This is a genomic window from Flavobacterium sp. ABG, assembly GCF_001027725.1.
GTDB lineage: Bacteria > Bacteroidota > Bacteroidia > Flavobacteriales > Flavobacteriaceae > Flavobacterium > Flavobacterium cupriresistens.
Genome location: NZ_LEKS01000008.1, coordinates 1 through 22,367 on the forward strand (window position 1 = coordinate 1; position 22,367 = coordinate 22,367).

The window sequence follows — 22,367 nt, forward strand, 5'->3', positions numbered from 1 at the left end:
GGAGTTTCTTGCGGAGATTTCTCCTTCGTCGAAAGGACAAATGGGGCGTGTTACTTTAAATAAAGGGGGTTTCCGTAAACTATTTTGCAACTTTTGATCTGAATTTCACCAATTGGCACGAATTATTTTTTTGCCACTGATTAAAATGATTTACACAGATTTTGTAAATCATTTTAATCCTTTAATCTGTGGCTTTCTTTGCTCATAGGTTTGTAAAGTTAGCGACTCTTTGTCAAAGTCGTAAGCCTACTTTCTTGAAATCTGCGGCAAAAAAAACGCACACAGATTAAATAGATTAAAAGAATTTGATTTCAGATTCGTGATTTAGTTGTATTTTATTTCCAGTTAACTTGTAAGGCAAAACAGATTTTATCTTTTTTGGTAATGCTAAAGGTAGAATCGGTTTCTGTTTCGCTTTCATGAATAACAACAGCATCATTTAGCGATAACTCTTTCATGAAATTCATTTCAAAACTGGCGATTTCCTGCTTTAAAATTTTGTTTGGATCAACGTGGTCTAAACACCATTCCAGATATTTTACATTGTTGGCGTGATTTACAATATCTAAATCGGATAAGTAAACGGTTTTTTCAAATACAGACTCTTTTTCCGGATTGACATTTATTTTAGAGAAACCTTCTACAGTTGCTCTGTTTTCAGGGAATAATTCAAAATGTTGGTAGGGTAACGCTAAGGCTTCGGGACGACGGGCTTTGGTATTGAATACAGCCCAGAATGTTTCACTTCCAACAATCTTTTTTCCGTTAACATACATTTCCAGAGCACGAACAGAACGTGAATTCTCAAGACTGTTTATCCATGTTTTTACCGTTACGGTATCCTGCCATTTTGGTAAAGCGGTTACTTCAACACGCATTCGACTTAATACCCAGGCTTGATCAAATTCCTGCATATCAGCGAAACTAATGCCTCCAACTTCTGAGTGTGCCGCAGCGGTTAGTTGCAGAAGGTTGCACAAATCAGTATATTTTAAATAACCGTTTGGGGTACATTGTGTAAAATTAATTTCCCATTCTTTGCTTAAAACGGAAGTGAAATTTGGAGATATAGGCATTTTTTAATTTTAGATTTATGACTTTAGATTTTAGATTGAATGTACTTGATGATTTCGCTTTTTGGAGTAGCATAATCAAACCATTTCGTACTTTCATTTCGTTTGAACCAGGTCAATTGACGTTTGGAAAAACGACGCGTGTTTTTCTTGATTTCTTCAATCGCAAAGGCAAGCGTGAATTCTTTGTCAAAATAACTAAATAATTCTCTGTAACCGACCGTTTGAAGCGCATTTAACGCTTTATTAGGATAAAGTCTTTCGGCTTCTGTAAGTAAACCTTCCTGTATCATTATATTGACACGTTGATTGATACGATCGTAAATAACAGTTCTGTCGGCTTCTAAACCAATTAAGATCGGAGTGAAGTTTCGGTTGCCTTTTTTCTGATTCAGGAAAGAAGAATAGGGTTTTCCGGTTCCTAGGCAAACCTCTGTAAAACGCATCATTCGCTGTGGGTTTTGTAGTGTTTGCGGGTTTTCGAGGTTTATTTTTTGATAATAATCAGGGTCTAACTTTTTTAGCTGTTCTTGAAGGTAGTTAATTCCGAGTTTTTCATAATTTGAATTTACTTCGGATCTGATTTCGGGATCAATTTCCGGAAATTCATCAAAACCTTTTAAAACGGCATCGACATATAAACCTGAACCACCAATTAAAATGGCGAAATCATTTTCCTGAAACAACTGCTCCAGTTTAATCAGTGCTTCTTTTTCGTAGTCACCAACTGTGTAATTTTCGAAAATTGATTTATTTTGAATGAAATGGTGTGTTGCAGCTTGTAGTTCTTCTTCGTTCGGTACCGCAGTACCAATAGTCATTTCTTTAAAAAACTGACGACTGTCGCAAGATAGAATCTCACATTTGAAATGTTGCGCCAAAGCAATGCTTAAGGCAGTTTTGCCTATAGCAGTTGGTCCGACGATGGTAATTAAATATTTCATATTTTTTGGTCCGGTGGAGAATCAAAATCCGGAGTTATAATTTATTTAGTATAAAAGAACAGCAGTTGAGATCTTTTTTTTCTTCGGCAAAGATACTAATAGAGTCGTTAACTGTTGTGTTGGAATAGTGGTATTGATTAAGTCTTTTGTAATTCGGTTCCGCATTCATGACAATATTTTGCGCTGTCAAAGTGTACTTGTGCATTGCATTTTTTACAGGTGTTTTTTGTACTGACAGCGTTGCCTCTCAGGCTGCTTTTTGCAAATTCAGCCGTAACAATTCCAGTGGGAACAGCAATAATTCCGTAACCCATAATCATAACCAGAGACGCTAAAAACTGTCCTAAAGGTGTTGCCGGTGATATGTCGCCATATCCAACCGTAGTCAAAGTTACTATTGCCCAATAGATACCTACAGGGATGCTTGTAAAGCCGCTTTCACGTCCTTCTACGACATACATTAAAGCACCGATAATTACAGCGCTAATGATGACAAAATAGATAAAAACAAGGATTTTTTCTTTACTCGCCTGCAAAGCTTCTTTTAACTGAAAAGACTGATGTGAAATTTGGGGTATATGCAGAATTTTGAATAATCTGAGAAACCTCAATATTCTTACGATCGTCAGTATATTGGTAGCAGGAAAAAAAATCGACATGTACATGGGTAAAATAGCGAGTAAGTCGATTATGCCATAAAAACTAAAAACATATCGTAATGGTTTTTGAATGGCTATGATGCGTAAAATGTATTCAATGGAAAAGAATACAGTAATAATCCATTCGCAGATAAGCAGTTGTGAGTGGTATTTACTGTTGATTCCTTCTACGGTATCCAACATAACCAAAATAACACTTAGAAGAATCAAACCGAGCAGTACCAGATCAAACATGCGTCCCCAAAAGGTGTTTGTTCCGTAGAGAATGATTTTTGTTTGCTCTCTAAAAACCTCGTATTTTGATTTAGGTGTTGTCATTTCTACGAAGATACGTAAAGTTTGTAAGTATTAGAAATATAGGATTTTTAACGTTTTGCTTCTACGAATGTCGTTTTGAATTATATTCTTCACATCACGGTTATTTTGCATCGGAATAAGAATATTCTTCAGGATTTCGATGTTTGTAATTTGATAATTCAGATCATAATAGGCATATCCCTTGTAAATTCCGTTTTCGATCAGGACAGCGCTTCGTTCGTTTACGTTTCGGCCTTTGTCAATCAAGATCATGCTTTTGTTTTCGAAGCTGTTTTCAGATATAAATTGTTGCACTCTGGCATTGTATACTTCGGGAGTTACTTCACCAAGGCAAGCGCCATCACATTCTTTTATTTTGTATTGAAAACACTCTTTTTTACTTTGATACAATCCGGTCAGTTTTTGACATAAATGGTATTTTGTCGTAAATCTGAAAAGAGCATTTTTACCTTCTTGCAAAGAGGCAAAGGAGGTGATTTCTTTTTTGCGGCCGTCCGCTTTTTCAAGTCTGAGATTGATATAACCGTTTGCATCTTTTTCGGCATATAAAGCGTACTGAAAAAGCGTTTTTCGTTGCGAGCGGTTGTATCTTGGACGGTTTATTTTTATTTCTTCGCTTTCTTTTAAAAGTGCGATTAATTCGCTTCCGGTCTCGTCGTAAGTTATGGTAAAAGCTTCCGCTTGTATTTTTTTACTTTTGGTCGTAATTCCGGTAAAATGCTGGTTGATTCGTTTTTTTATATTTTGACTTTTACCAATATAAATCAGGGTACCACTTTCGTTATGAATGTAATACACGCCGGTTTTGCTTGGCATTTGTCTTAGAAGATCCAATAATTTTGGCGCAATTCCTTTTTCGACTTCGAGTTTTATGAAATCTTTGACAATTGTTTTTTCTAAATCTTTTTCCAAGAGCATTTTGAACAATTTTACAGTTGCCATGGCATCTCCGCTGGCGCGATGTCTGTCTGCCATTGGTATTCCAAGTGCCCGAACTAACTTTCCTAGACTATAAGAAGTTTGTTCCGGTATTAGTTTTTTGGAAAGCTCAACGGTACAAAGTGTTCTGGCTTCGAAATCATATCCTAAGCGACGGAATTCTGTTCGCAGTATTCGGTAATCAAAAGAAGCGTTGTGGGCTACAATGATACAGTCAGAAGTGATTTCGATGATTCTTTTGGCAATTTCAAAAAATTTGGGAGCTGAACGCAGCATAGCATTGTTAATTCCGGTTAATTTAACCACAAAAGGCTGAATCGGAATTTCAGGATTAACGAGGCTAATGAATTGGTCAATTACCTCATGGCCATCAAATTTATAAATGGCGATTTCGGTAATTCCTTCTTCGTTAAACTGGCCTCCAGTTGTTTCTATGTCTAGTATTGCGTACAAATTTTAGTTTTCAGTGTCAGTATTCAGTTTCAAATCGGGTTATTAACGCCCTCCAAAAATGCTGCTGCCAATACGGACCATTGTACTGCCGCATTCGATAGCAAGTTGATAATCGCCCGACATTCCCATTGAAATGGTTGAAATGGAGGTAGAGATGCACCGCTGTGCATCTCTACTATGTGCATCTCTACCTCCATGTTGCTGTGCATCTCTATTGCGTAACGAATCAAAAATATATTTTAAATATATAAATTCTTTTCTTATTTGGTTTTGATTTTCTGTAAAAGTTGCCATTCCCATTAATCCAAGAATTCTAATGTGCTGCATCTCTTTGAATTCGGTTGAAGAGAGGAGTGCATTTAATTCGTTTTCATCAAGACCAAATTTGGTTTCCTCTTCGGCAATATGCATTTGTAACAGGCAATCAATGACTCTGTTGTTCTTTGCTGCCTGTTTGTTGATTTCCTGTAATAATTTTAAACTGTCAACTCCATGAATCAAACTTACAAACGGCGCCATAAATTTAACTTTATTCGTCTGCACATGTCCGATCATATGCCATTGGATGTCTTTTGGCATTTGTTCCCATTTGTCTGCCATTTCCTGGATTTTGTTTTCTCCAAAAATGCGCTGACCGGCTTCGTAAGCTTTCATTAAGTCTGAAACGGGCTTAGTTTTAGAAACAGCAACCAGCGTTACGTTTTCGGGCAATGTAGCTTTTATCGAATTTAAGTTTGATGCTATTGACATTTATTAGTTTAATTTTTTAGAAGATTGAATTTTACAAAAATTGCTTCGAAATTTTCTCCGCTTTTTTGCTTTCACTATAATCATAAAAACCTTCACCGGATTTCACACCTAATTTTCCGGCACGTACCATATTTACTAATAGCGGACAAGGAGCGTATTTTGGATTTTTGAAACCTTCGTACATTACATTTAAAATGGCAAGACAAACATCAAGACCAATAAAATCAGCTAGTTGAAGAGGTCCCATTGGGTGTCCCATTCCTAATTTCATTACCGTGTCAATTTCATAAACTCCTGCAACTTTGTTGTATAAGGTTTCGATGGCTTCGTTTAACATAGGCATTAAAATTCTATTCGCCACAAAACCCGGATAATCGTTTACTTCAACAGGCGTTTTACCTAATTTCTCAGACAAATCCATGATGGTTTTTGTTACTTCATCGCTGGTATTGTATCCGCGAATGATTTCTACCAACTTCATGATGGGCACCGGATTCATAAAGTGCATTCCGATAACACGTTCCGGATGTGCTACCACGGCTCCGATTTGTGTAATTGAAATAGACGAAGTATTGGTGGCTAAGATGGTGTTGTGTGAACAGGCTTCGTTTAATTGTTTGAAAATATTCAATTTTAATTCAACATTTTCGGTAGCCGCTTCCACTACTAAATCAACGCCGACAACACCGTCTTTGATGTCTGTATAGGTAATAATATTGGTAATCGTTTTGGCAACCTCTTCAGGAGTAATAGTCCCTTTTGCTTGCATTCTATCAAGATTGGCAGCAATAGTTGCCATTCCTTTGTCTAATGATTTTTCTGAAACATCAATTAGTTTTACAACAAAACCACTTTGTGCAAAAGTATGAGCAATTCCGTTGCCCATTGTTCCTGCACCAATTACAGCTATAGTTTTCATTTAATTTCGTATTTAAATTTTAAAAAGTTAAGGTTTAAAGCGGCTTTATTTCCAACTTTAAACCTTAAATGATTAGGTTAGTTATATTTTGTACTATTTGTCAAAGCATTCAATAATCTGATAGGCTACACGTAATGCATCGGTAGCTTGTTCCAGTGTTACTACGGGCGTGGTATCTGTACTGATCGCATTGGCGAAAGATTCCAGTTCGTCTAAAATGGCGTTGTTTTGCTCGACATCAGGATTGGTGAAATAAATTTGCTTTTTTACACCTTCGGCATTTTGCAGAATCATATCAAAATCTCCCGGAACTTCTGGAGCGTCTTTCATGCGGACTACTTCACATTTTTTCTCCAAGAAATCAACTGAAATGTAGGCATCTCTTTGAAAAAAACGTGTTTTACGCATGTTTTTCATTGAAATTCGGCTTGCTGTTAAGTTAGCAACACAGCCATTTTCAAATTCAATTCGCGCATTGGCAATATCCGGAGTTTCACTAATTACAGAAACGCCACTTGCATTGATGTTTTTTACTTTTGAATTTACAACGCTTAAAATAGCATCAATATCGTGAATCATCAAATCCAGAACCACCGGAACATCTGTACCACGCGGATTAAATTCAGCTAAACGATGTGTTTCTATAAACATCGGATTTTCGATCATATTTTTGGTTGCAATAAACGCCGGATTAAAGCGTTCCACATGACCTACTTGCCCTTTTACATTGTATTCTTTTGCTAAAGCGATAATTTCTTCCGCTTCTTCAACTGTATTGGCAATAGGTTTTTCTATAAAGATATGTTTTCCTGATTTGATAGCGACTTTGGCACATTTGTAATGCGATAATGTTGGTGTTACAATATCGATTACATCAACAGCATGGATTAATTTTGCAATAGTACTGAAGTTAGTGTAGCCAAATTCTTTTGAAATTCGTTCGGCATTCTCTTGATTTTCGTCGTAAAATCCAACTAATTCGTACTTGTCAGATTGTTGTAATAAACGTAAATGTATTTTACCCAGATGACCAGCACCTAAAACTCCCACTTTTAACATGATAATGTATTTTAAACAAAAATATAATTTATTTCGTTAAAAGTAAAAGTTAATGTATTAAAGATTTAGCGATTTATTCATTAAATGTACATTTTAGTTTTTTCTATACTTTTATAAGTTTTAAATGGTTAACAGTAAAGTCTTTAGTGTTCGCTAAAGAAATAGATTACTAAAACGAGTAAGAAGGCAGTTCCTAAAAATTGTAAGTAACGTTTTTCTACTTTAGGATTTCTTTTTTTATTGAGGATACAGGTGGCTGAATAGGTATCATGCAGATTTTTCCCGACTAAGAAAGAAAGACTTTTAAGAGGAATTAATCGATATAAACTTCGTTTTAAAAGCATCGGGAAAGTAGGGGAGTTTCCTTCGTTGTCAGTTACATAACAATCGATTAAGAATTTTGCCGGTGTAGCTTTGAAGATGGATTCAAATTCGAAAAATAATAAACAACAGCGCCTGTTAGAAAGGAGAGGTAAAAAAATAAATTGACAAGCCCAAGAGAGATGGTACTGTATTCTGGCTTTCCTGCAATTTGGTATCTGGGAATGTAAATACTCAATCCCGAGAATGTGTAGGGACGAATAGAAAAGAGCAGTAGGTCCATAATTGCAGAAAGGCTTTCAAAATCAAGAAACACAAAAATAATGGAACCAATTATACCTAATACAGACAAAAACAAAGAAAGAGCGAGTATATTTTTTTTTATAAAATATTAGTATTCATAAGGATTAGGTCTTTAATCAAAAATAGAGATTAATTGGTTGAAAAGTAGTTGATAATTGATGATTTGTTTTCTTATTTTTGCCAAAAATAAACAGACCCATTTTGAAAGACACTGCCAAACATCAAGGACTTCGTAATCAGTTAGTAAGCACTTTAGAACAGAAAGGAATAACCGATAAAGCAGTTTTGGAAGCGATTAAAAAAATTCCAAGACACCTTTTTCTTAATTCCAGTTTTGAAGATTATGCTTATCAGGACAAAGCATTTCCTATAGGGGCAGGGCAAACTATTTCACAGCCTTATACTGTTGCTTTTCAATCACAGTTATTAGAAGTTAAAAAGGAACATAAAATTCTGGAAATCGGTACAGGATCAGGATATCAAACCGCTGTTTTGTGTATGTTGGGAGCCAAAGTTTTTAGTGTAGAAAGACAAAATGAGTTGTTTAAAACGACTTCAAATTTATTTCCAAAATTGAACATTCGCCCTAAACATTTATCTTTTGGAGATGGTTATAAAGGATTGCCAAATTTTGCTCCGTTTGATAGCATTATTGTAACGGCCGGTGCTCCGTTTATTCCACAACCGCTTATGGCACAGTTGAAAATAGGAGGGAGATTGGTTATTCCGTTGGGGGAAGATGTTCAGATTATGACTTTATTGATTCGTAAAAATGAAACACAATTTGAAAAACATGAGTTTGGAGAATTTAGATTTGTACCTTTATTAGAAGATAAAAATTAAAAGAGAAGCCCGTTTAAGCGGGCTTTTATTTTGAAATCAATTCAATAGCGAGAACGAGGTTTTCTTTTTCAATTCGGAGGATATAATTAGTGAAAATTGAAGTGTCTTTTGTCTGTTGACTTTGCTCTAAAACGGACACATATTCAGTAATACTTTCTTCATTACTATCAGTACCGGCATAAACGTAATTGTGCTGCAATAAGATCCAATTGAGTGTTAAACTGGCCATTTGCAGGTTTCCGTGTTCAAAAGGACTGATACTTGCTATTTTTAAATGCATTTCAGCAGCCAGAACTAGTGGATGTAGCGTGTTTTTATGAGTATCAAGCCAACTAAAAAGTAAATTTATTTCACGTGCAGTAATTGCATCGTTTTTATATTTTCCGGAATTTTCGGGTTTGATTCCTTTGAAGAGTAGGCTGTGTATCGCAAGAAATTCCTTTTCGTTTAAAGGTGTTTTTTTCTGAATTAAAGCTTTAATGTAGGATATGGTTTCCTGGAAATTAATAGCTTCGAGTTGTTCCTGCATACTTTTACCGGCAATTGTCAATCCTTCGTTAATGATAGACTTTGTTTCTTCTAATGTTAGTGAGTTTCCGTTGAAACGGATGCTTTTAAAAATAAAATCCAATTCCAGGGTCCTTGAAATTTGTCGTGTTTCGAAAGGATTAAAGGATTGAATTTGATTTTTCAGGATTTCAATTTCATCTAAAGAGACTTGAAGGGAAGATAAAATAACAGAGTTAATTTCTTTTCTGTTATTCTGAATTTCCTGCTCGGCAAGTAATAAAGCTTTTAGAGCGAATTCTTCGTTCTCAATTTCGTAAAGTATTTTTTCTTTTAACCACGCCACCATTATGGTTTGGTAATCAATCTCCAGTAGCTCGGATAGTTTAGAAACCTGTTCTTTGGTTGGTCTTCGTGTTCCACTTTCAAATTTGCTTATCAAAGCCTGATCAATGCTCAGAATTTGAGCTACTTCACGTGTTTTTAGTCCTTTTTGTTCTCGGGCATTTTTAAGAAGTGTTTTCATTAGCAAGGTTGGTAAGTGTCTTGACAAATTTAGTCATTCGTTTAAAAGCAAAAAAGGCAATATCAGAAATATTGCCTTTTTAAGTATTGTTTTGTGTCTTTTATTTTGGAGGCAGAGAGCCGTCTTTTCTCATTTCTTTTACAGCAGCCTGCATGATTGCGTCTACAGTTTGTCCTAAGTCGGTAACATACTCCGATTTTGTAGTTCCGGTCCAGATCAGTTTGTTGTCTTTTAGGGAGAAAATATTGGTTTCAACCATATAAGAAGTAGTTTCCTGATAGTAACCCGGATCGTAGAAATTTGGAGAGTACATGCCGTACCAGTTTCCAAAACCGTACCCGTACATGCCGGTGTACATACCGTCAAAACCTCCGTAATACATTCCGGTATAAGTTCCCGGAACATAACTGGTTTCTTTTTCTTTGCTTACTAAACGCATTGTTATCACACCATCAAAATTTTCGTCTTGTAAAATTTTTAGTTGCTGTTCTTTGGTTAAATGTAAGTTGGTACCATTCATGTATTGGTACGAAGTTTTAAAGACGGGATTGCTGGCTGCAATTCTGTTTTCCGTAGTTCTTCTCGAAGCCTCATCTTTTACTAAAGCAACAACCAGAACTTTTTTAAAGTGCTCCTGAGCAACGGTAATTTTTGGGTCTCTCCAGCTGCTCACAATTACAGTATTACTGCTGCAACTTGCAAGAAATAAAATAACTAATAAAGATAAGTATTTTCTCATATTTTATAATTAAAGTTAGTGTTATCGTAAATCTAAGTATAAAATATTAAAAAACAATTCTTTATGAAGAAGTTATTTTTAGTTGTAAGCTTTTTTAATTCGGTCCAGATCGCGTTTCGTGTCTTGTTCTTTAAGAGACTCTCGCTTGTCGTAGTTTTTCTTTCCTTTACAAAGACCGATTTGTAGTTTGGCAAGTCCTTTTTCGTTAGTGAATAATTTTAAAGGAACAATCGTCAGACCTTTTGCCTGCACATTTTTATGAAGTGTTTTTAACTCTTTTTTATTTAAAAGTAATTTTCTCTCGCTTCTAGATTTATGATTGAATTGATTTCCAAACGTATATTCTTCAATGTAAGTATTAATCGCAAAAAGCTCTATACCACTGAATTCGCAAAAACTTTCGGTAATATTGGCCTTTCCTAAACGAATAGATTTGATCTCAGTGCCCGATAAAACAATTCCGGCAGTGTAAGTGTCGATTATTTCGTAATCAAACCGAGCTCTTTTATTAAGTATATTGACTGATTTTAACATAGGTTGCAAATGTAAATAAAAATGAAATACTTTAATAAAATTAAAGATAATTAATGTGTTTTTTTGATTGGTGATTTTGGTATTTTTTAAAGAGAAATTCTGTTATAAGCTTAAATTCTGAAAAAAAAGGCAGCATTGTCTGGTATTGTGCTGATTGGTTCGACAATAAAAGCTGATCGAGTGCAAGAGTTGGGATTAAGTAAAGGTGTATTTAAACCATATAAGTGATGTAAGTTCATTTTAGGGCTGCTTTGCGTTACTTGCCGAAATAAGGATCAAGTTCAAAAAGTTGTGGGTAATAAAAATTTCTCTAAATCCTTGTTTAAATTTTCTTAGAAAGAATTTTAAATCCTTTTAAATCGGTGTCTTCGTGATAATGAATCTGTTTTATCCGTGTATGAAATTAGGTGGTAACATCTTTATATTATGCAGAAATGGACGCGGATTATGCGGATTTGTAATGGTAAAAACGCTGATAAAAACGGATTTTTTATATTGAAAAGTATTATGGATCGATTAAGGGGGAGTGCTTTTATTTTTTGTATTTTTTTTCTAATCCCTAACTTTTGTAGCTGATTCATGAAAGCTTATGTATCGAATCTGGTATTGAAAAAATGGTTTGCAGAATCAGAGACAGATTTTCTGGAAACTAAAATAAAAGTAAAAACCGTTACAAAACATATTGTAACGGTTTTTAATTATTTATTTTTGTCGAAATAATCGAATATTGATTATTGAGAAAATTATTCTTTTAAAACTACCAAATGCAAAATCAATCTAAAGATCCTTTACACGGAATTACACTTAAAGCAATAGTCGAAAAATTGGTTGACTATTATGGTTTTGATACTTTAGGAGAGTTGATTCCCATTAAAAGTTTTACTTCCAATCCCAGTATAAAATCTAGCCTTACTTTTTTGAGAAAAACAGATTGGGCCCGAAAAAAAGTAGAAGAGTTGTATGTTAAATCACTCTCTAAATTTCCTGGGAATTAATTTAGTTTATAAGAAAGCATAACGCCTCCACGATACGGAAGCCATTCTCCACTTTTGTTCCAGTTTTTAGCTTTTTCGTATCTGCCAGGTCTTCCGTCATTGTAATAACCGTGATAAAATCCTTGGTGCCAACCAGCTCCGGCAAAAACATCCAGCAAGAATTTGTCGTTTATTTTGATATTGTATCCTACGGTAACCCCCATGCGATAGCCAAATCCTTTTTCGTATTTATTGGTATCCCAATAATTCCATTTTTGAATTTCGTACATATCCGGTCCGATATGGCCACCTACATAGAAACCATTGTATTTTTCTTTAAAATGATAACGAACTTCCGGTGTTAGAGTTACAAATTTCATCGGATGGTGTCCGTTGAAAGATTCCCAAAAAGAAGCCATAACGTCGACACTAAAAGTGACTTTTTCGCCTATGCTGGTCTCTATTCCAACGTTTGGAACCCCAATAAGTGCTGTTGCACCGTTAAATTTTAGATAAGTCTGACTTTGTAATTGTACAGAAAAGAAAAGAACAAAGAGAATTAAAATGTTTTTCATAAAATAGTTTTTCGCGGTATAAAATAAGCTCCAATTACTTATTTTGAATGCAAATATAACGCAACATTACGCCTGGTGTTGTGTGAAAAATACTTTTAACAAGTTTTATTTTGTATTATAAAACGGGATAAAAATTTAATTATCTAGTAGTGAGTAGATTACTTTGTCTAAAAAACGACCATCATAAAACTCGGCTTCTTTTAAATGAGCCTCTTTAACAAAACCACATTTGTGCAATACTTTTTCTGAAGCAAAATTTTCAGGATCAATAATCGCTTCGATCGAATGTAGCTTTAAATCATCAAAACCATATCTAATGAGTCTGTTTACTGCTTCGGGAATAATCCCTTTTCCATGATATTCCGGAGCCAGCATATAACCGATTTCAGCACGGTAGTTCTCAGGTTGTAATCTGTAGTAACCAATTATGCCAAGCAATTTTGAACTATCTTTTAAGGTAATCCCCCAGTTTATGCCAACATTCGTTACGATTTTGTCTTCCATCATAGCGATATGTTCAAGCGCATCTTCGGTATCTTTTACCAGTGGTCTTGGAATAAACTTCATTGTTTCGGGATTCGATCGTAGTTCAAAAACTTCGTTCGCATCATCATTATTGATTCTTCTTAAAAGCAAACGTTCCGTTTCTATGACCGGGAACGGTGTAAAATTAAATTCTAACATAGTGTTGTTGTTATAATATTTGAATACTAAATTTCGACTGGAATGTTTGGTGGGCATTTAAGATTAAAATGCCTTCTTTTTCGAATAAGTCTCCGGAGTTTTCTGTGGTGTCAGAGTAACCAAACCAAGGTTCAATGCAAATAAACGGAGCTTTTTCTTTTGTCCAGATACCTAAACTAGGGAAATCTTCGAAATTAACTTTGACATAAGGCTTAGAATTTTCAAGAATGGTCAGAGAATTTGATTCGAGGGTTTTAAAAACCAAAGCATCGTTTTCGAATAGTTTGTAACTTAAAGGAACTAAATTAGAAGTAGTTTCCAATGTTTTGGTTGTATTCGAAATCAAATCATTTTCAAGTAAATTGTATTTTAAAACCTCTTCTTTTTCAAATTCAAAAGAATATGTTTCAAAATCATTCGGTAATGCAATGGCCGGATGGGCGCCTATTGAAAAAGGAATTCGGGTAGCTCCGGTATTAATTACTTTATAGGATAGTGTTAGTTCTTTTTCTTGTAGGGTATAAATAAGTTGTAATTCGAAATTAAAAGGAAACTTTTGCAACGTTTCTGCATTTGAACTTAATGAAAAAGTAGCACTGTCTTCTGTGTGATCAACTAACTGAAATTCCATATCACGAGCAAAACCATGTCTCGGTAAGTGATATTTTTTTCCATCAATCGTGTAAGTGTTGTTCTTTAAAGTTCCTACAATAGGAAAAAGAACCGGTGAGTGTTTGCCCCAAAACGAAGGATTAGCTTCCCAGATATATTCTTTATTTTGATGGTCTTGGATAGAGAATAATTCAGCTCCGGCATGTTTGATAGAAGCTTTTAAGTAGGAATTTGAGATTGTTGTAGTCAAAATCTAATAATTGAAATAAGTTAGTTTTAATAGAATGTAAATATATTTTATAAATTTTATTTTTTCGGATTATAGACTTAAAATATTTTTTTGCTAAAATTTTGCTAAAAATGAATCATAGCCTTATTTTTTCTCTTTAAATAGCTTTTTTTTTCATTAATTTGCTAGATAAACAGCTAAAAAATATGAAAAAGCATTCCTCAAAAGCCTTGTTAACCGCGGCTTTGTTTGTTGGGATTTCTTCTGCTTGGGCGCAAACAACGCCACCTGCAACGGCAGCAAATCCAGTTAATAATTATAACTACCATGATGCGTTTGCACCGCATTTCTACACTAAAAATGGTACACCAACCCGCTCTGCAAGCGGTCAGCCAGGGGTTGAATACTGGCAAAACAGGGCAGATTATCAGTTAACGGTAAAATTAAACGGAACAACAAATGAACTTGTTGGGACAGATGAAATTACATATACGAATAATAGTCCGGATAAATTGTCATTTGTTTGGTTGAACCTGGATCAGAATTTATTCAACGAAAGTTCAAGAGGAAATGCCGTAGTGCCTTTAACAGGAAGCCGTAATGGTGCTCAGGGACAGGTTTTTGATGGCGGAAATAAAATTAAATCAGTAAAAATTATTTCAGGAGGAAAGAATAAAACGGAAACTGTTGCAAAATATATTGTAACAGACACCAGAATGCAAATTTTTCTTCCGGAAGCATTGGCTTCAAAGGGAGGTTCTATAAAGATTAAAATTGACTTCTCGTTTATTGCTCCTTTTGAAGGATCTGACAGAATGGGGGTTTTAGAAACTAAAAACGGTAAAATTTTTACCATCGCGCAATGGTACCCACGTATGTGTGTATATGATGACGTAAGAGGTTGGAATACGGCGCCTTATTTAGGAGCTTCAGAGTTTTATTTAGAGTATGGTAATTTTGATGTGAAAATTACAGCTCCTGCCAACCATTATGTTGTTGGTTCGGGTGAGTTGTTAAATGGTGCTGAAGTACTTCCTGCAGCGCAATTTAAACGTTATAAAGAGGCTTCTCAAAGTGATAAAACGGTTATGATTCGTTCAGCAGAAGAAGTGGCTGCAACAGCAAACACAAATGCAACAGGAGAAAAAACCTGGCATTATCAAATCAAAAATTCACGTGATTTTTCATGGGCATCTTCAGCGGCTTTTATCTTAGACGGAGCAAAAATAAACTTGCCAAGTGGTAAAAAATCATTGGCACTATCTGCTTATCCGGTTGAAAGTAACGGTAATGATGCTTGGGGACGTTCAACTGAATACGTAAAAGCATCGATAGAAAATTATTCTAAAAGATGGTTTGAATATCCTTACCCGGCAGCAACAAATGTTGCAGGAAATGAGGGCGGAATGGAATATCCCGGAATTGTTTTCTGCGGATGGAAATCTAAAGGAGATGATTTATGGGGAGTTACAGATCACGAATTCGGACACATTTGGTTTCCTATGATTGTAGGTTCTAATGAGCGTTTATTTGCCTGGATGGATGAAGGTTTTAATACTTTTATAAACTCAGTTAGTTCTTTTGATTTTAATAACGGAGAATACAAGCAAAAAGCGATTGACATGCACGAAGGTGCAGAAGATTTAACCAGCCCTGATTTAGAAACTATTATGAGTTCTCCTGACAATATGAAGGAGGGTAATATTGGGACATTATGTTACTTTAAACCAGCTGCAGGTCTGTCAATTTTGAGAGAGCAAGTTTTAGGTGAAGAGCGTTTTGACAAAGCATTGCGTACTTATGTAGAGCGTTGGGCTTTTAAACACCCAACTCCGGATGACTTTTTCAGAACAATTGAAAATGTTGCAGGAGAAGATTTAAGTTGGTTCTGGAGAAGCTGGTTCGTAAATAACTGGCGTTTTGACCAAGGTATTAACAGTATTAAATATGTGAAGAACGATCCTGCAAAAGGAGTGATTATTTCAGTAGAGAATTTTGATAAAATGCCGATGCCAATTGTTTTAGATGTGAAAACAAAAAGCGGGAAAGTAACAAGAGTTAAATTGCCGGTTGAAATTTGGCAACGTAATAAGGATTGGTCATTCAAACACAATTCTACTGAAGAAATTGAAAGCATTACATTAGATCCGGATCACGTTTTTCCTGATCATACAGTAAGTAATAATGTTTGGACAGCCGGAAAAGGTGTAATAGAGAAAGACATTGTGTTAGACGGATATTTAGGAACTTATACCACTAAAAATGCTCCGTTAACAATTGATTTTACAGAGAAAAACGGTACTTTAAGCGCCGAAATTACAAACTTTCCTAAGTTTTCTGTTAAAGCTGTAGCTGATGAAAAAGATACATTTGAATCAAAAAGAGCAGGATTAAAATTCAAATTTAACGAAGCTAAAACCGGATTAGATATGACTGTTTTAGGAAATGGACAAGTAATACCGTTTACTAAAAAATAGAATAGAAAACAGTAAAATGTTTATTACCCGATAGTTATTAAATGCTATCGGGTTTTTTTATGTCCAAAAATAACAAAGCATTAAAAAAATGTTAGAATTTAAATTTTTTGTTTTGTGAATAAAAAAATAGTGTACTTTTGCATCGATGAATAAAATAAGTTTAAATACAACTTCTTTGTCACGGACAAACTCACCTAGTACTTCTCCCGAAGTGCGGACACTATCTGTATAGTAGCCACTGAGTTTTTCGTCGCGTATTTATTTCTATTCATTTTTCATTTTGAAATCACATACTTTGTCCATTGGACAAACCTATCCTAAAAGCACCTATTGTTTAAAATTGCCTCATAATCAACTTTTTGATTTAGAAGGGGTTATCTTTATTTTGCTTACTTTTATTGGATTGATTTCTGGATTTCAAACTAAACAATACGTTTTAATTTTTAACTCTAACTTCAATTATTGAAATGAAGATCTCTATTGTTGTAACTCAGGAAGAACATTTTAAGTATGCGCAGGAAATTTGCGATACGATAGAATCATCAGCCTTGTTAAGAGGTACAGGGATTGCTAAAAGAACTCCTGAGTACATTCAGAAAAAAATGTCAAATGCAGATGCAATGATTGCTCTGGCGGATGGAAAGTTTGCAGGTTTTTGTTATATCGAAAGCTGGCAACACGGGAAATTCGTGGCACATTCCGGTTTAATTGTGCACCCCGATTACAGAAGTTTAGGTTTAGCCAAAAAGATAAAATCAAAGGTTTTTGATTACTCATTGGAAAGATACCCTGATGCTAAAATTTTCGGTATTACCACAGGATTGGCTGTAATGAAAATCAACTCAGATTTGGGTTATAAACCGGTTCCTTTCTCGGAACTTACAACAGATCCAAGTTTTTGGGCGGGTTGTAAAACCTGTACGAATTACGAAATTTTACAGAGTAAAGAAAACAAAATGTGTCTTTGTACCGGTATGTTGTACGATCCAAAAGAGAAACAAAAAACACCACCAAGACACCCTTTTAACGAAAAAGTTCTTAATAGACTGAGAACCATTAAACAAGCCTTATTTTTAAAAAAGTAACATTATGAAAAAAGTTGTATTAGCTTATAGCGGAGGATTAGATACCTCGTATTGTTTGAAATATTTAAAAAACGAAAAAGGATACGAAGTTCATACCGTGCTTGTAGATACAGGAGGATTTGATGCAGAAGAATTGTCAGCTATTGAAAAAAGAGCCTACGAATTAGGAAGTGCGCAACACGCCAACCTGACCATTGTAGATAAATATTATGATAAAGCTATAAAATATTTGATTTTCGGAAACGTATTAAAAAACAATACCTATCCATTATCAGTCAGTGCAGAGCGTGTTTTTCAGGCTATTGAAGCTATAAAATATGCTAAAAAAGTAGGAGCAAGTGCTATTGCACATGGAAGTACAGGCGCAGGAAATGATCAAATTCGTTTTGATTTGATTTTCCAGACCATCGCTCCGGAAATTGAAATTATAACTCCAATTAGAGATTTAAAACTTTCGAGACAAGAAGAAGTCGATTATTTGTCCAAAAATGGAGTTCATTATTCTTGGGAAAAAGCCCAATATTCGATCAATAAAGGACTTTGGGGAACAAGTGTTGGAGGAAAAGAAACACTAACTTCAAGTCAGCCATTGCCTGGTGATGCTTATCCTTCGCAATTGCAAAAAGAAGGTGAAGAAAAAGTAACGTTACATTTTGAACAAGGCGAATTAGTAGCGGTTAATGGTAAAACAGACAAACCGTCAAATAATATTGTTGCGCTGGAAAAACTGGCAAATGCCTATGCCATCGGAAGAGACATTCACGTAGGTGATACCATTATCGGAATTAAAGGAAGAGTTGGTTTTGAAGCAGCAGCACCGTTAATTATTATCAAAGCACACCATTTATTAGAGAAACATACGCTTGGGAAATGGCAGCAATACTGGAAAGAACAATTAGGAAACTGGTACGGAATGTTGTTTCACGAAGGCCAATTTCTGGATCCCGTGATGAGAAATATCGAAACTTTTTTGCAAGACACCCAAAAGACGGTCAACGGAGTAGTAACTGTTTCTTTAAAACCATATCATTTTTCGCTTGACGGAATTGAGTCTGAGAATGATTTAATGAACACCGGTTTTGGCCAGTATGGCGAAATGAATAATGCCTGGACGTCTGATGATGCAAAAGGATTTATTAAGATTTTAGGAAACGCTCAAAACATATTTTCATCTGTAAACCATCTAGATCATGATTAATGTTGGAATAATTGGTGGTTCGGGCTACACGGCCGGCGAACTCATTAGAATAGCAATGTATCACCCCAATGTAAACTTAGATTTTGTTTACAGTACAACCAATGCTGGGAAACCGCTTTCTGTGGCACACCACGATTTGATGGGCGATATCGAAATGAATTTTACAGATCAAATTAATCCGGATGTAAACGTTGTTTTTTTATGCCTTGGACATGGGAAATCTATTTCGTTTCTAAAAGAAAATAAATTCGCAAGTCACACTAAAATCATCGATTTAGGAAATGATTTTAGATTAACCAAAGAGGCTGATTTTGAAGGAAAACAATTCGTGTACGGATTGCCTGAATTGAATAAAGCAGCCATAAAAAAAGCAAATTATATTGCAAACCCAGGTTGTTTTGCAACTGCTATTCAGTTAGCCTTATTGCCTTTAGCGAAAAATAATTTATTAAAAGAAGACGTTCATATTAATGCCACAACCGGAAGTACTGGTGCCGGAGTTGGATTAGCAGATACTTCGCATTTTAGTTGGAGAAACAATAATATGTCACATTATAAAGTTTTTGAACATCAGCATTTGGGAGAAATCAATCAAAGTGTAATGCAGTTGCAATCTGATTTTTCAGACGAGTTGATTTTTATTCCGAACAGAGGGGATTTTACAAGAGGAATTTTTGCTACTTTATATACAGGTTCAGAAGAAAGTGTAGAAGATTTGGTTGCTAAATACGAAGATTTCTATAAAAATGAGCCATTTGTAACGGTTACAACAACCAATATCAATATGAAACAGGTAGTACAAACCAATAAATGTATCATTAGTATATTGAAAAAAGGAAGTCGGGTTTTAATCACCTCTATTATTGATAACTTAACCAAAGGAGCTTCCGGGCAAGCGATTCAAAACATGAATTTGATGTTTGGACTAGAAGAAACCACAGGTTTACATTTGAAACCAAGCGGATTTTAGAAAAAATTTGTTTCAAGTTTTAAGTTTCAAGTTTCACGCCCAGCACGTAACTTGAAACCTGAAACCTGAAACTTTAAACAAAAAAGAGATGAACTTATTTAACGTTTACCCCCTATATAATATTACTCCTGTAAAAGCAATAGATTGTACCATTACAGATGAAAACGGCATAGAATACTTAGATTTATACAGTGGTCATGGTGTGATTTCTATTGGACACACACAACCTGATTATGTTGCGAAATTGAAAAATCAATTGGATCATTTGGGATTTTATTCCAATGCCATTCAGAATCCTTTGCAAGTTGAACTGGCTCAAAAACTCGGAAAACTTTCAGGATTAGAAGATTATGAGTTATTTTTATGCAGTTCCGGAGCCGAGGCGAATGAAAATGCTTTGAAATTAGCTTCGTTCCACAATGGAAAATCCAGAGTTGTAGCTTTTCATAATTCATTCCACGGAAGAACTTCTGCAGCTGTTGCGGTTACAGACAATAAAAAGATTGTAGCGCCAATAAATGCGCAGCAGGAAGTTACTTTTCTTCCTTTAAATCAAATTGAATTAGTAGAAGCAGAACTTCAAAAAGGGGATGTTTCGAGTGTAATTATCGAAGGAATTCAAGGAGTTGGAGGTTTAGACGAAGGAACAACAACTTTTTTTCAGGCCTTAGAAAAAGCGTGTAAAAAACACGATGTTGTTTTGATTTTAGACGAAGTACAATCCGGATATGGAAGAAGCGGAAAGTTTTTTGCTTTTCAACATCATGGAATTAATGCGGATATTATCTCGGTAGCAAAAGGAATGGGGAATGGTTTTCCGGTTGGAGCTATTCTAATTTCGCCAAAATTTGAAGCAAGTTTTGGTCTGTTAGGAACTACTTTCGGCGGAAGCCACCTGTCTTGTGCGGCTGGAATTGCCGTTTTGGATGTAATTGAAAAATTGGATTTACAGAAGAATGTAAACGAAGTTTCGGCTTATTTTTCAGAACAAATCAAACAAGTTCCGGGTATCAAACAAATAAAAGGAAAAGGATTAATGCTCGGAATTGAATTTGATTTTGACGTTGCTGCATTAAGAAAGAAATTAATTATCGAGAAACATATTTTTACCGGAAGCGCAAATAATAAGAATTTGTTGAGAATTCTGCCTCCGTTAACCGTTAAAAAAGCAGATATAGATACTTTTATTGTAGCTTTAAAAGAAAGTTTAGAAGAACTTAAAAATTAATTTTTTAATATATAAACAAACCTGACGGGTTTCCAAAATCCGTCAGGTTTAAATAAGTTCCTATTTAACGAAACAAAAACCAACCAACTATAAAATTATGAACCATCAATTAGCAATCGAAAAGCGGAATTTGGTTTTACTGTCAATGGCAAAGCTTGTTGAGCAGGAAAGAAACCAAATTATTCTAACCAATCAGGCTGATTTACTGGCGTACGACGGTTCCGATCTTGCCATGGAAGAGCGCCTGAAAGTAGATGATAAAAAGATTGATGAAATGATTTTATCGTTGAACCAATTAGCTGCACAGGAAGACCCGGTTGGAGTAGAACGATTTCATTTTGAGCATGATAACGGAATCAAGGTGATTAATAAAACGGCAGCTTTTGGTACAATATTAATTATTTACGAATCTCGTCCGGATGTAACCATAGAAGCGGGTGGAATCGCTTTCAAATCCGGAAATAAAATTTTATTAAAAGGCGGAAAAGAAGCATTGCAGTCTAATCTGAAAATTGTGAGTTTATGGCATCAGGCTTTAGAGGAAAATCAAGTTTCGAAAGATTGGGTAGAATATTTGAATTTTAATAGAACTGAAACACAAGCTTTTTTAGAAAAACCGACACAGAAAGTAGACTTAATTGTCCCTCGTGGTGGAGAAAAGTTAATTGAGTTTGTAAAAGCACATGCGACTTGCCCTGTAATTGTAAGCGGACGTGGTAACAACTTCGTTTACGTTCACAAAGAAGCGGATACCGATATGGCGCTGAAGGTAATTATGAATGCCAAAACGTCTAAAATTTCGGCTTGTAATGCGCTTGATAAGGTGCTGATAGATTCCAGATTGCCGAATTTTGAAGGTTTTGTTGCTTTGTTAATCGAGGATTTGATCGAATCTAATGTGGAAATTATTGCAGATAAAACGTTAGCTACGTTTAAAAATACAACCCTTCTAAAAGAGGAGAATATTTGGTACGAAGAGTTTTTAGATTATAAAATTGTACTCGGAACCATCGATTCAGAAGACCATGCCATCGAAAAAATAAATAAATATTGCGGTGGACATTCCGCTTCAATTATAACCAGAAATGTTGCTGTCGCTCAGGAATTCATGGAGAATGTAGATGCAGCCGCCGTTTATCAAAATGCCTCAACTCGTTTTACAGACGGTGGGCAGCTAGGTTTAGGTGGGGAATTAGCCATAAGCACAGATAAATTGCATCAAAGAGGACCAATTGGCTTACAGCATCTTGTAACCAATAAGTGGTATATTTATGGTGAAGGACAGGTTAGGTGATTTTAGATTTTAGATTGTTGATTTTAGATTGTTGATTTTGAATTGCCGACTTTAGAATTGGAATTTGGAATTTAAAAAATTGGAATTTTATTTTAAAATTTTGTGCCCTTTATGATTAAAAGATTTTTGATTTTTCAAAACTCAGCATCTTAGC

22 protein-coding genes are annotated in these 22,367 nt (G+C 35.1%); 9 read left to right on the forward strand and 13 right to left on the reverse strand.

Annotation, left to right across the window (positions count from 1 at the left end):
- Positions 1–335: 335 nt before the first annotated feature.
- The 7 genes from AB674_RS10305 to AB674_RS10335 form a co-directional block, all read right to left on the reverse strand.
- Positions 336–1,076 carry an acyl-[acyl-carrier-protein] thioesterase gene (locus AB674_RS10305; RefSeq protein ID WP_047776324.1) on the reverse strand — a complete coding sequence of 247 codons (741 nt, stop codon included), beginning with the start codon at positions 1,074–1,076 and terminating at the stop codon, positions 336–338.
- Positions 1,077–1,099: 23 nt separating this feature from the next.
- Entirely contained in the window at positions 1,100–2,017 is a 918-nt protein-coding gene (miaA, locus tag AB674_RS10310) for a tRNA (adenosine(37)-N6)-dimethylallyltransferase MiaA (RefSeq protein ID WP_047776326.1), read from the reverse strand.
- A 137-nt stretch (positions 2,018–2,154) separates the two neighbouring features.
- Positions 2,155–2,994 (reverse strand): ion transporter, encoded by an 840-nt coding sequence (locus AB674_RS10315; RefSeq protein ID WP_047776327.1) that lies wholly within the window; start codon positions 2,992–2,994, stop codon positions 2,155–2,157.
- A 30-nt stretch (positions 2,995–3,024) separates the two neighbouring features.
- Positions 3,025–4,386: an exonuclease domain-containing protein gene (locus AB674_RS10320; protein WP_047776329.1), complete on the reverse strand. Its 1,362-nt coding sequence runs from the start codon at positions 4,384–4,386 to the stop codon at positions 3,025–3,027.
- A gap of 42 nt (positions 4,387–4,428) precedes the next feature.
- Positions 4,429–5,136, reverse strand: coding sequence for a YggS family pyridoxal phosphate-dependent enzyme (locus tag AB674_RS10325; protein WP_047776331.1), 708 nt, complete (start codon positions 5,134–5,136; stop codon positions 4,429–4,431).
- Positions 5,137–5,167: 31 nt separating this feature from the next.
- Positions 5,168–6,055: a 3-hydroxyacyl-CoA dehydrogenase family protein gene (locus tag AB674_RS10330; protein ID WP_047776336.1), complete on the reverse strand. Its 888-nt coding sequence runs from the start codon at positions 6,053–6,055 to the stop codon at positions 5,168–5,170.
- A gap of 93 nt (positions 6,056–6,148) precedes the next feature.
- Complete coding sequence (locus tag AB674_RS10335) at positions 6,149–7,114, reverse strand: Gfo/Idh/MocA family protein (protein ID WP_047776338.1); 966 nt, start codon at positions 7,112–7,114, stop codon at positions 6,149–6,151.
- A gap of 825 nt (positions 7,115–7,939) precedes the next feature.
- Here AB674_RS10335 and AB674_RS10340 point away from each other — a divergent pair.
- Positions 7,940–8,581 carry a protein-L-isoaspartate(D-aspartate) O-methyltransferase gene (locus AB674_RS10340; RefSeq protein WP_047776342.1) on the forward strand — a complete coding sequence of 214 codons (642 nt, stop codon included), beginning with the start codon at positions 7,940–7,942 and terminating at the stop codon, positions 8,579–8,581.
- Positions 8,582–8,606: 25 nt separating this feature from the next.
- Here the strand turns inward: AB674_RS10340 and AB674_RS10345 are convergent, their stop codons facing one another.
- The 3 genes from AB674_RS10345 to smpB form a co-directional block, all read right to left on the reverse strand.
- On the reverse strand, positions 8,607–9,614 hold the full coding sequence (locus AB674_RS10345) for a helix-turn-helix domain-containing protein (RefSeq protein ID WP_047776343.1): 1,008 nt from the start codon (positions 9,612–9,614) through the stop codon (positions 8,607–8,609).
- Between the two features lie 100 nt (positions 9,615–9,714).
- Positions 9,715–10,353 (reverse strand): hypothetical protein, encoded by a 639-nt coding sequence (locus tag AB674_RS10350; RefSeq protein WP_047776345.1) that lies wholly within the window; start codon positions 10,351–10,353, stop codon positions 9,715–9,717.
- 78 nt (positions 10,354–10,431) lie between these two features.
- The gene (smpB, locus tag AB674_RS10355) at positions 10,432–10,887 is read right to left on the reverse strand and encodes an SsrA-binding protein SmpB (protein ID WP_047776350.1); all 456 of its coding nucleotides are present in this window, start codon (positions 10,885–10,887) and stop codon (positions 10,432–10,434) included.
- Between the two features lie 579 nt (positions 10,888–11,466).
- Here smpB and AB674_RS22825 point away from each other — a divergent pair.
- Together AB674_RS22825 and AB674_RS10360 are read left to right on the forward strand one after the other, a co-directional pair.
- On the forward strand, positions 11,467–11,607 hold the full coding sequence (locus tag AB674_RS22825) for a hypothetical protein (RefSeq protein WP_165579370.1): 141 nt from the start codon (positions 11,467–11,469) through the stop codon (positions 11,605–11,607).
- 44 nt (positions 11,608–11,651) lie between these two features.
- Positions 11,652–11,882 (forward strand): VF530 family DNA-binding protein, encoded by a 231-nt coding sequence (locus AB674_RS10360; RefSeq protein ID WP_047776351.1) that lies wholly within the window; start codon positions 11,652–11,654, stop codon positions 11,880–11,882.
- On the opposite strand, the gene AB674_RS10365 is transcribed toward AB674_RS10360, so the two are convergent.
- From AB674_RS10365 to AB674_RS10375, 3 genes are all read right to left on the reverse strand, one after another.
- Positions 11,879–12,436, reverse strand: a complete 558-nt coding sequence (locus AB674_RS10365; RefSeq protein ID WP_047776352.1) for a DUF3575 domain-containing protein — start codon at positions 12,434–12,436, stop codon at positions 11,879–11,881. The genes AB674_RS10360 and AB674_RS10365 overlap by 4 nt on opposite strands.
- A gap of 135 nt (positions 12,437–12,571) precedes the next feature.
- Positions 12,572–13,120, reverse strand: a complete 549-nt coding sequence (locus tag AB674_RS10370) for a GNAT family N-acetyltransferase (protein ID WP_047776354.1) — start codon at positions 13,118–13,120, stop codon at positions 12,572–12,574.
- A 10-nt stretch (positions 13,121–13,130) separates the two neighbouring features.
- Entirely contained in the window at positions 13,131–13,982 is an 852-nt protein-coding gene (locus AB674_RS10375; protein ID WP_047776356.1) for an aldose 1-epimerase family protein, read from the reverse strand.
- Positions 13,983–14,167: 185 nt separating this feature from the next.
- On the opposite strand from AB674_RS10375, the gene AB674_RS10380 reads away from it, so the two are divergent.
- The 6 genes from AB674_RS10380 to AB674_RS10405 all read left to right on the forward strand — a co-directional run bounded on the left by AB674_RS10380 (position 14,168) and on the right by AB674_RS10405 (position 22,213).
- Positions 14,168–16,438, forward strand: a complete 2,271-nt coding sequence (locus AB674_RS10380) for a M1 family metallopeptidase (RefSeq protein ID WP_047776358.1) — start codon at positions 14,168–14,170, stop codon at positions 16,436–16,438.
- Between the two features lie 467 nt (positions 16,439–16,905).
- A complete protein-coding gene (locus tag AB674_RS10385) occupies positions 16,906–17,523 on the forward strand; it encodes a GNAT family N-acetyltransferase (RefSeq protein ID WP_047776360.1) in 618 nt (205 codons plus the stop codon).
- Between the two features lie 4 nt (positions 17,524–17,527).
- Positions 17,528–18,721, forward strand: a complete 1,194-nt coding sequence (locus AB674_RS10390; RefSeq protein ID WP_047776362.1) for an argininosuccinate synthase — start codon at positions 17,528–17,530, stop codon at positions 18,719–18,721.
- Complete coding sequence (gene argC / locus AB674_RS10395) at positions 18,714–19,691, forward strand: N-acetyl-gamma-glutamyl-phosphate reductase (RefSeq protein WP_047776364.1); 978 nt, start codon at positions 18,714–18,716, stop codon at positions 19,689–19,691. Before AB674_RS10390 ends, argC begins: the two co-directional genes overlap by 8 nt.
- An 88-nt stretch (positions 19,692–19,779) precedes the next feature.
- Positions 19,780–20,919, forward strand: coding sequence for an aspartate aminotransferase family protein (locus AB674_RS10400; protein WP_047776365.1), 1,140 nt, complete (start codon positions 19,780–19,782; stop codon positions 20,917–20,919).
- Between the two features lie 97 nt (positions 20,920–21,016).
- Entirely contained in the window at positions 21,017–22,213 is a 1,197-nt protein-coding gene (locus tag AB674_RS10405) for a glutamate-5-semialdehyde dehydrogenase (RefSeq protein ID WP_047776367.1), read from the forward strand.
- Positions 22,214–22,367: the final 154 nt, after the last annotated feature.

Excerpts from the sequence above, each read along its gene's own strand:
- AB674_RS10305 (WP_047776324.1), bottom strand. The coding sequence starts at position 1,076 with ATGCCTATATCTCCAAATTTCACTTCCGTTTTAAGCAAAGAATGGGAA.
- miaA (WP_047776326.1), bottom strand. The coding sequence starts at position 2,017 with ATGAAATATTTAATTACCATCGTCGGACCAACTGCTATAGGCAAAACT.
- AB674_RS10315 (WP_047776327.1), bottom strand. The coding sequence starts at position 2,994 with ATGACAACACCTAAATCAAAATACGAGGTTTTTAGAGAGCAAACAAAA.
- AB674_RS10325 (WP_047776331.1), bottom strand. The coding sequence starts at position 5,136 with ATGTCAATAGCATCAAACTTAAATTCGATAAAAGCTACATTGCCCGAA.
- AB674_RS10330 (WP_047776336.1), bottom strand. The coding sequence starts at position 6,055 with ATGAAAACTATAGCTGTAATTGGTGCAGGAACAATGGGCAACGGAATT.
- AB674_RS10335 (WP_047776338.1), bottom strand. The coding sequence starts at position 7,114 with ATGTTAAAAGTGGGAGTTTTAGGTGCTGGTCATCTGGGTAAAATACAT.
- AB674_RS10345 (WP_047776343.1), bottom strand. The coding sequence starts at position 9,614 with ATGAAAACACTTCTTAAAAATGCCCGAGAACAAAAAGGACTAAAAACA.
- AB674_RS10350 (WP_047776345.1), bottom strand. The coding sequence starts at position 10,353 with ATGAGAAAATACTTATCTTTATTAGTTATTTTATTTCTTGCAAGTTGC.
- smpB (WP_047776350.1), bottom strand. The coding sequence starts at position 10,887 with ATGTTAAAATCAGTCAATATACTTAATAAAAGAGCTCGGTTTGATTAC.
- AB674_RS22825 (WP_165579370.1), top strand. The coding sequence starts at position 11,467 with ATGAAAGCTTATGTATCGAATCTGGTATTGAAAAAATGGTTTGCAGAA.
- AB674_RS10360 (WP_047776351.1), top strand. The coding sequence starts at position 11,652 with ATGCAAAATCAATCTAAAGATCCTTTACACGGAATTACACTTAAAGCA.
- AB674_RS10365 (WP_047776352.1), bottom strand. The coding sequence starts at position 12,436 with ATGAAAAACATTTTAATTCTCTTTGTTCTTTTCTTTTCTGTACAATTA.
- AB674_RS10370 (WP_047776354.1), bottom strand. The coding sequence starts at position 13,120 with ATGTTAGAATTTAATTTTACACCGTTCCCGGTCATAGAAACGGAACGT.
- AB674_RS10380 (WP_047776358.1), top strand. The coding sequence starts at position 14,168 with ATGAAAAAGCATTCCTCAAAAGCCTTGTTAACCGCGGCTTTGTTTGTT.
- AB674_RS10385 (WP_047776360.1), top strand. The coding sequence starts at position 16,906 with ATGAAGATCTCTATTGTTGTAACTCAGGAAGAACATTTTAAGTATGCG.
- AB674_RS10390 (WP_047776362.1), top strand. The coding sequence starts at position 17,528 with ATGAAAAAAGTTGTATTAGCTTATAGCGGAGGATTAGATACCTCGTAT.
- argC (WP_047776364.1), top strand. The coding sequence starts at position 18,714 with ATGATTAATGTTGGAATAATTGGTGGTTCGGGCTACACGGCCGGCGAA.
- AB674_RS10400 (WP_047776365.1), top strand. The coding sequence starts at position 19,780 with ATGAACTTATTTAACGTTTACCCCCTATATAATATTACTCCTGTAAAA.
- AB674_RS10405 (WP_047776367.1), top strand. The coding sequence starts at position 21,017 with ATGAACCATCAATTAGCAATCGAAAAGCGGAATTTGGTTTTACTGTCA.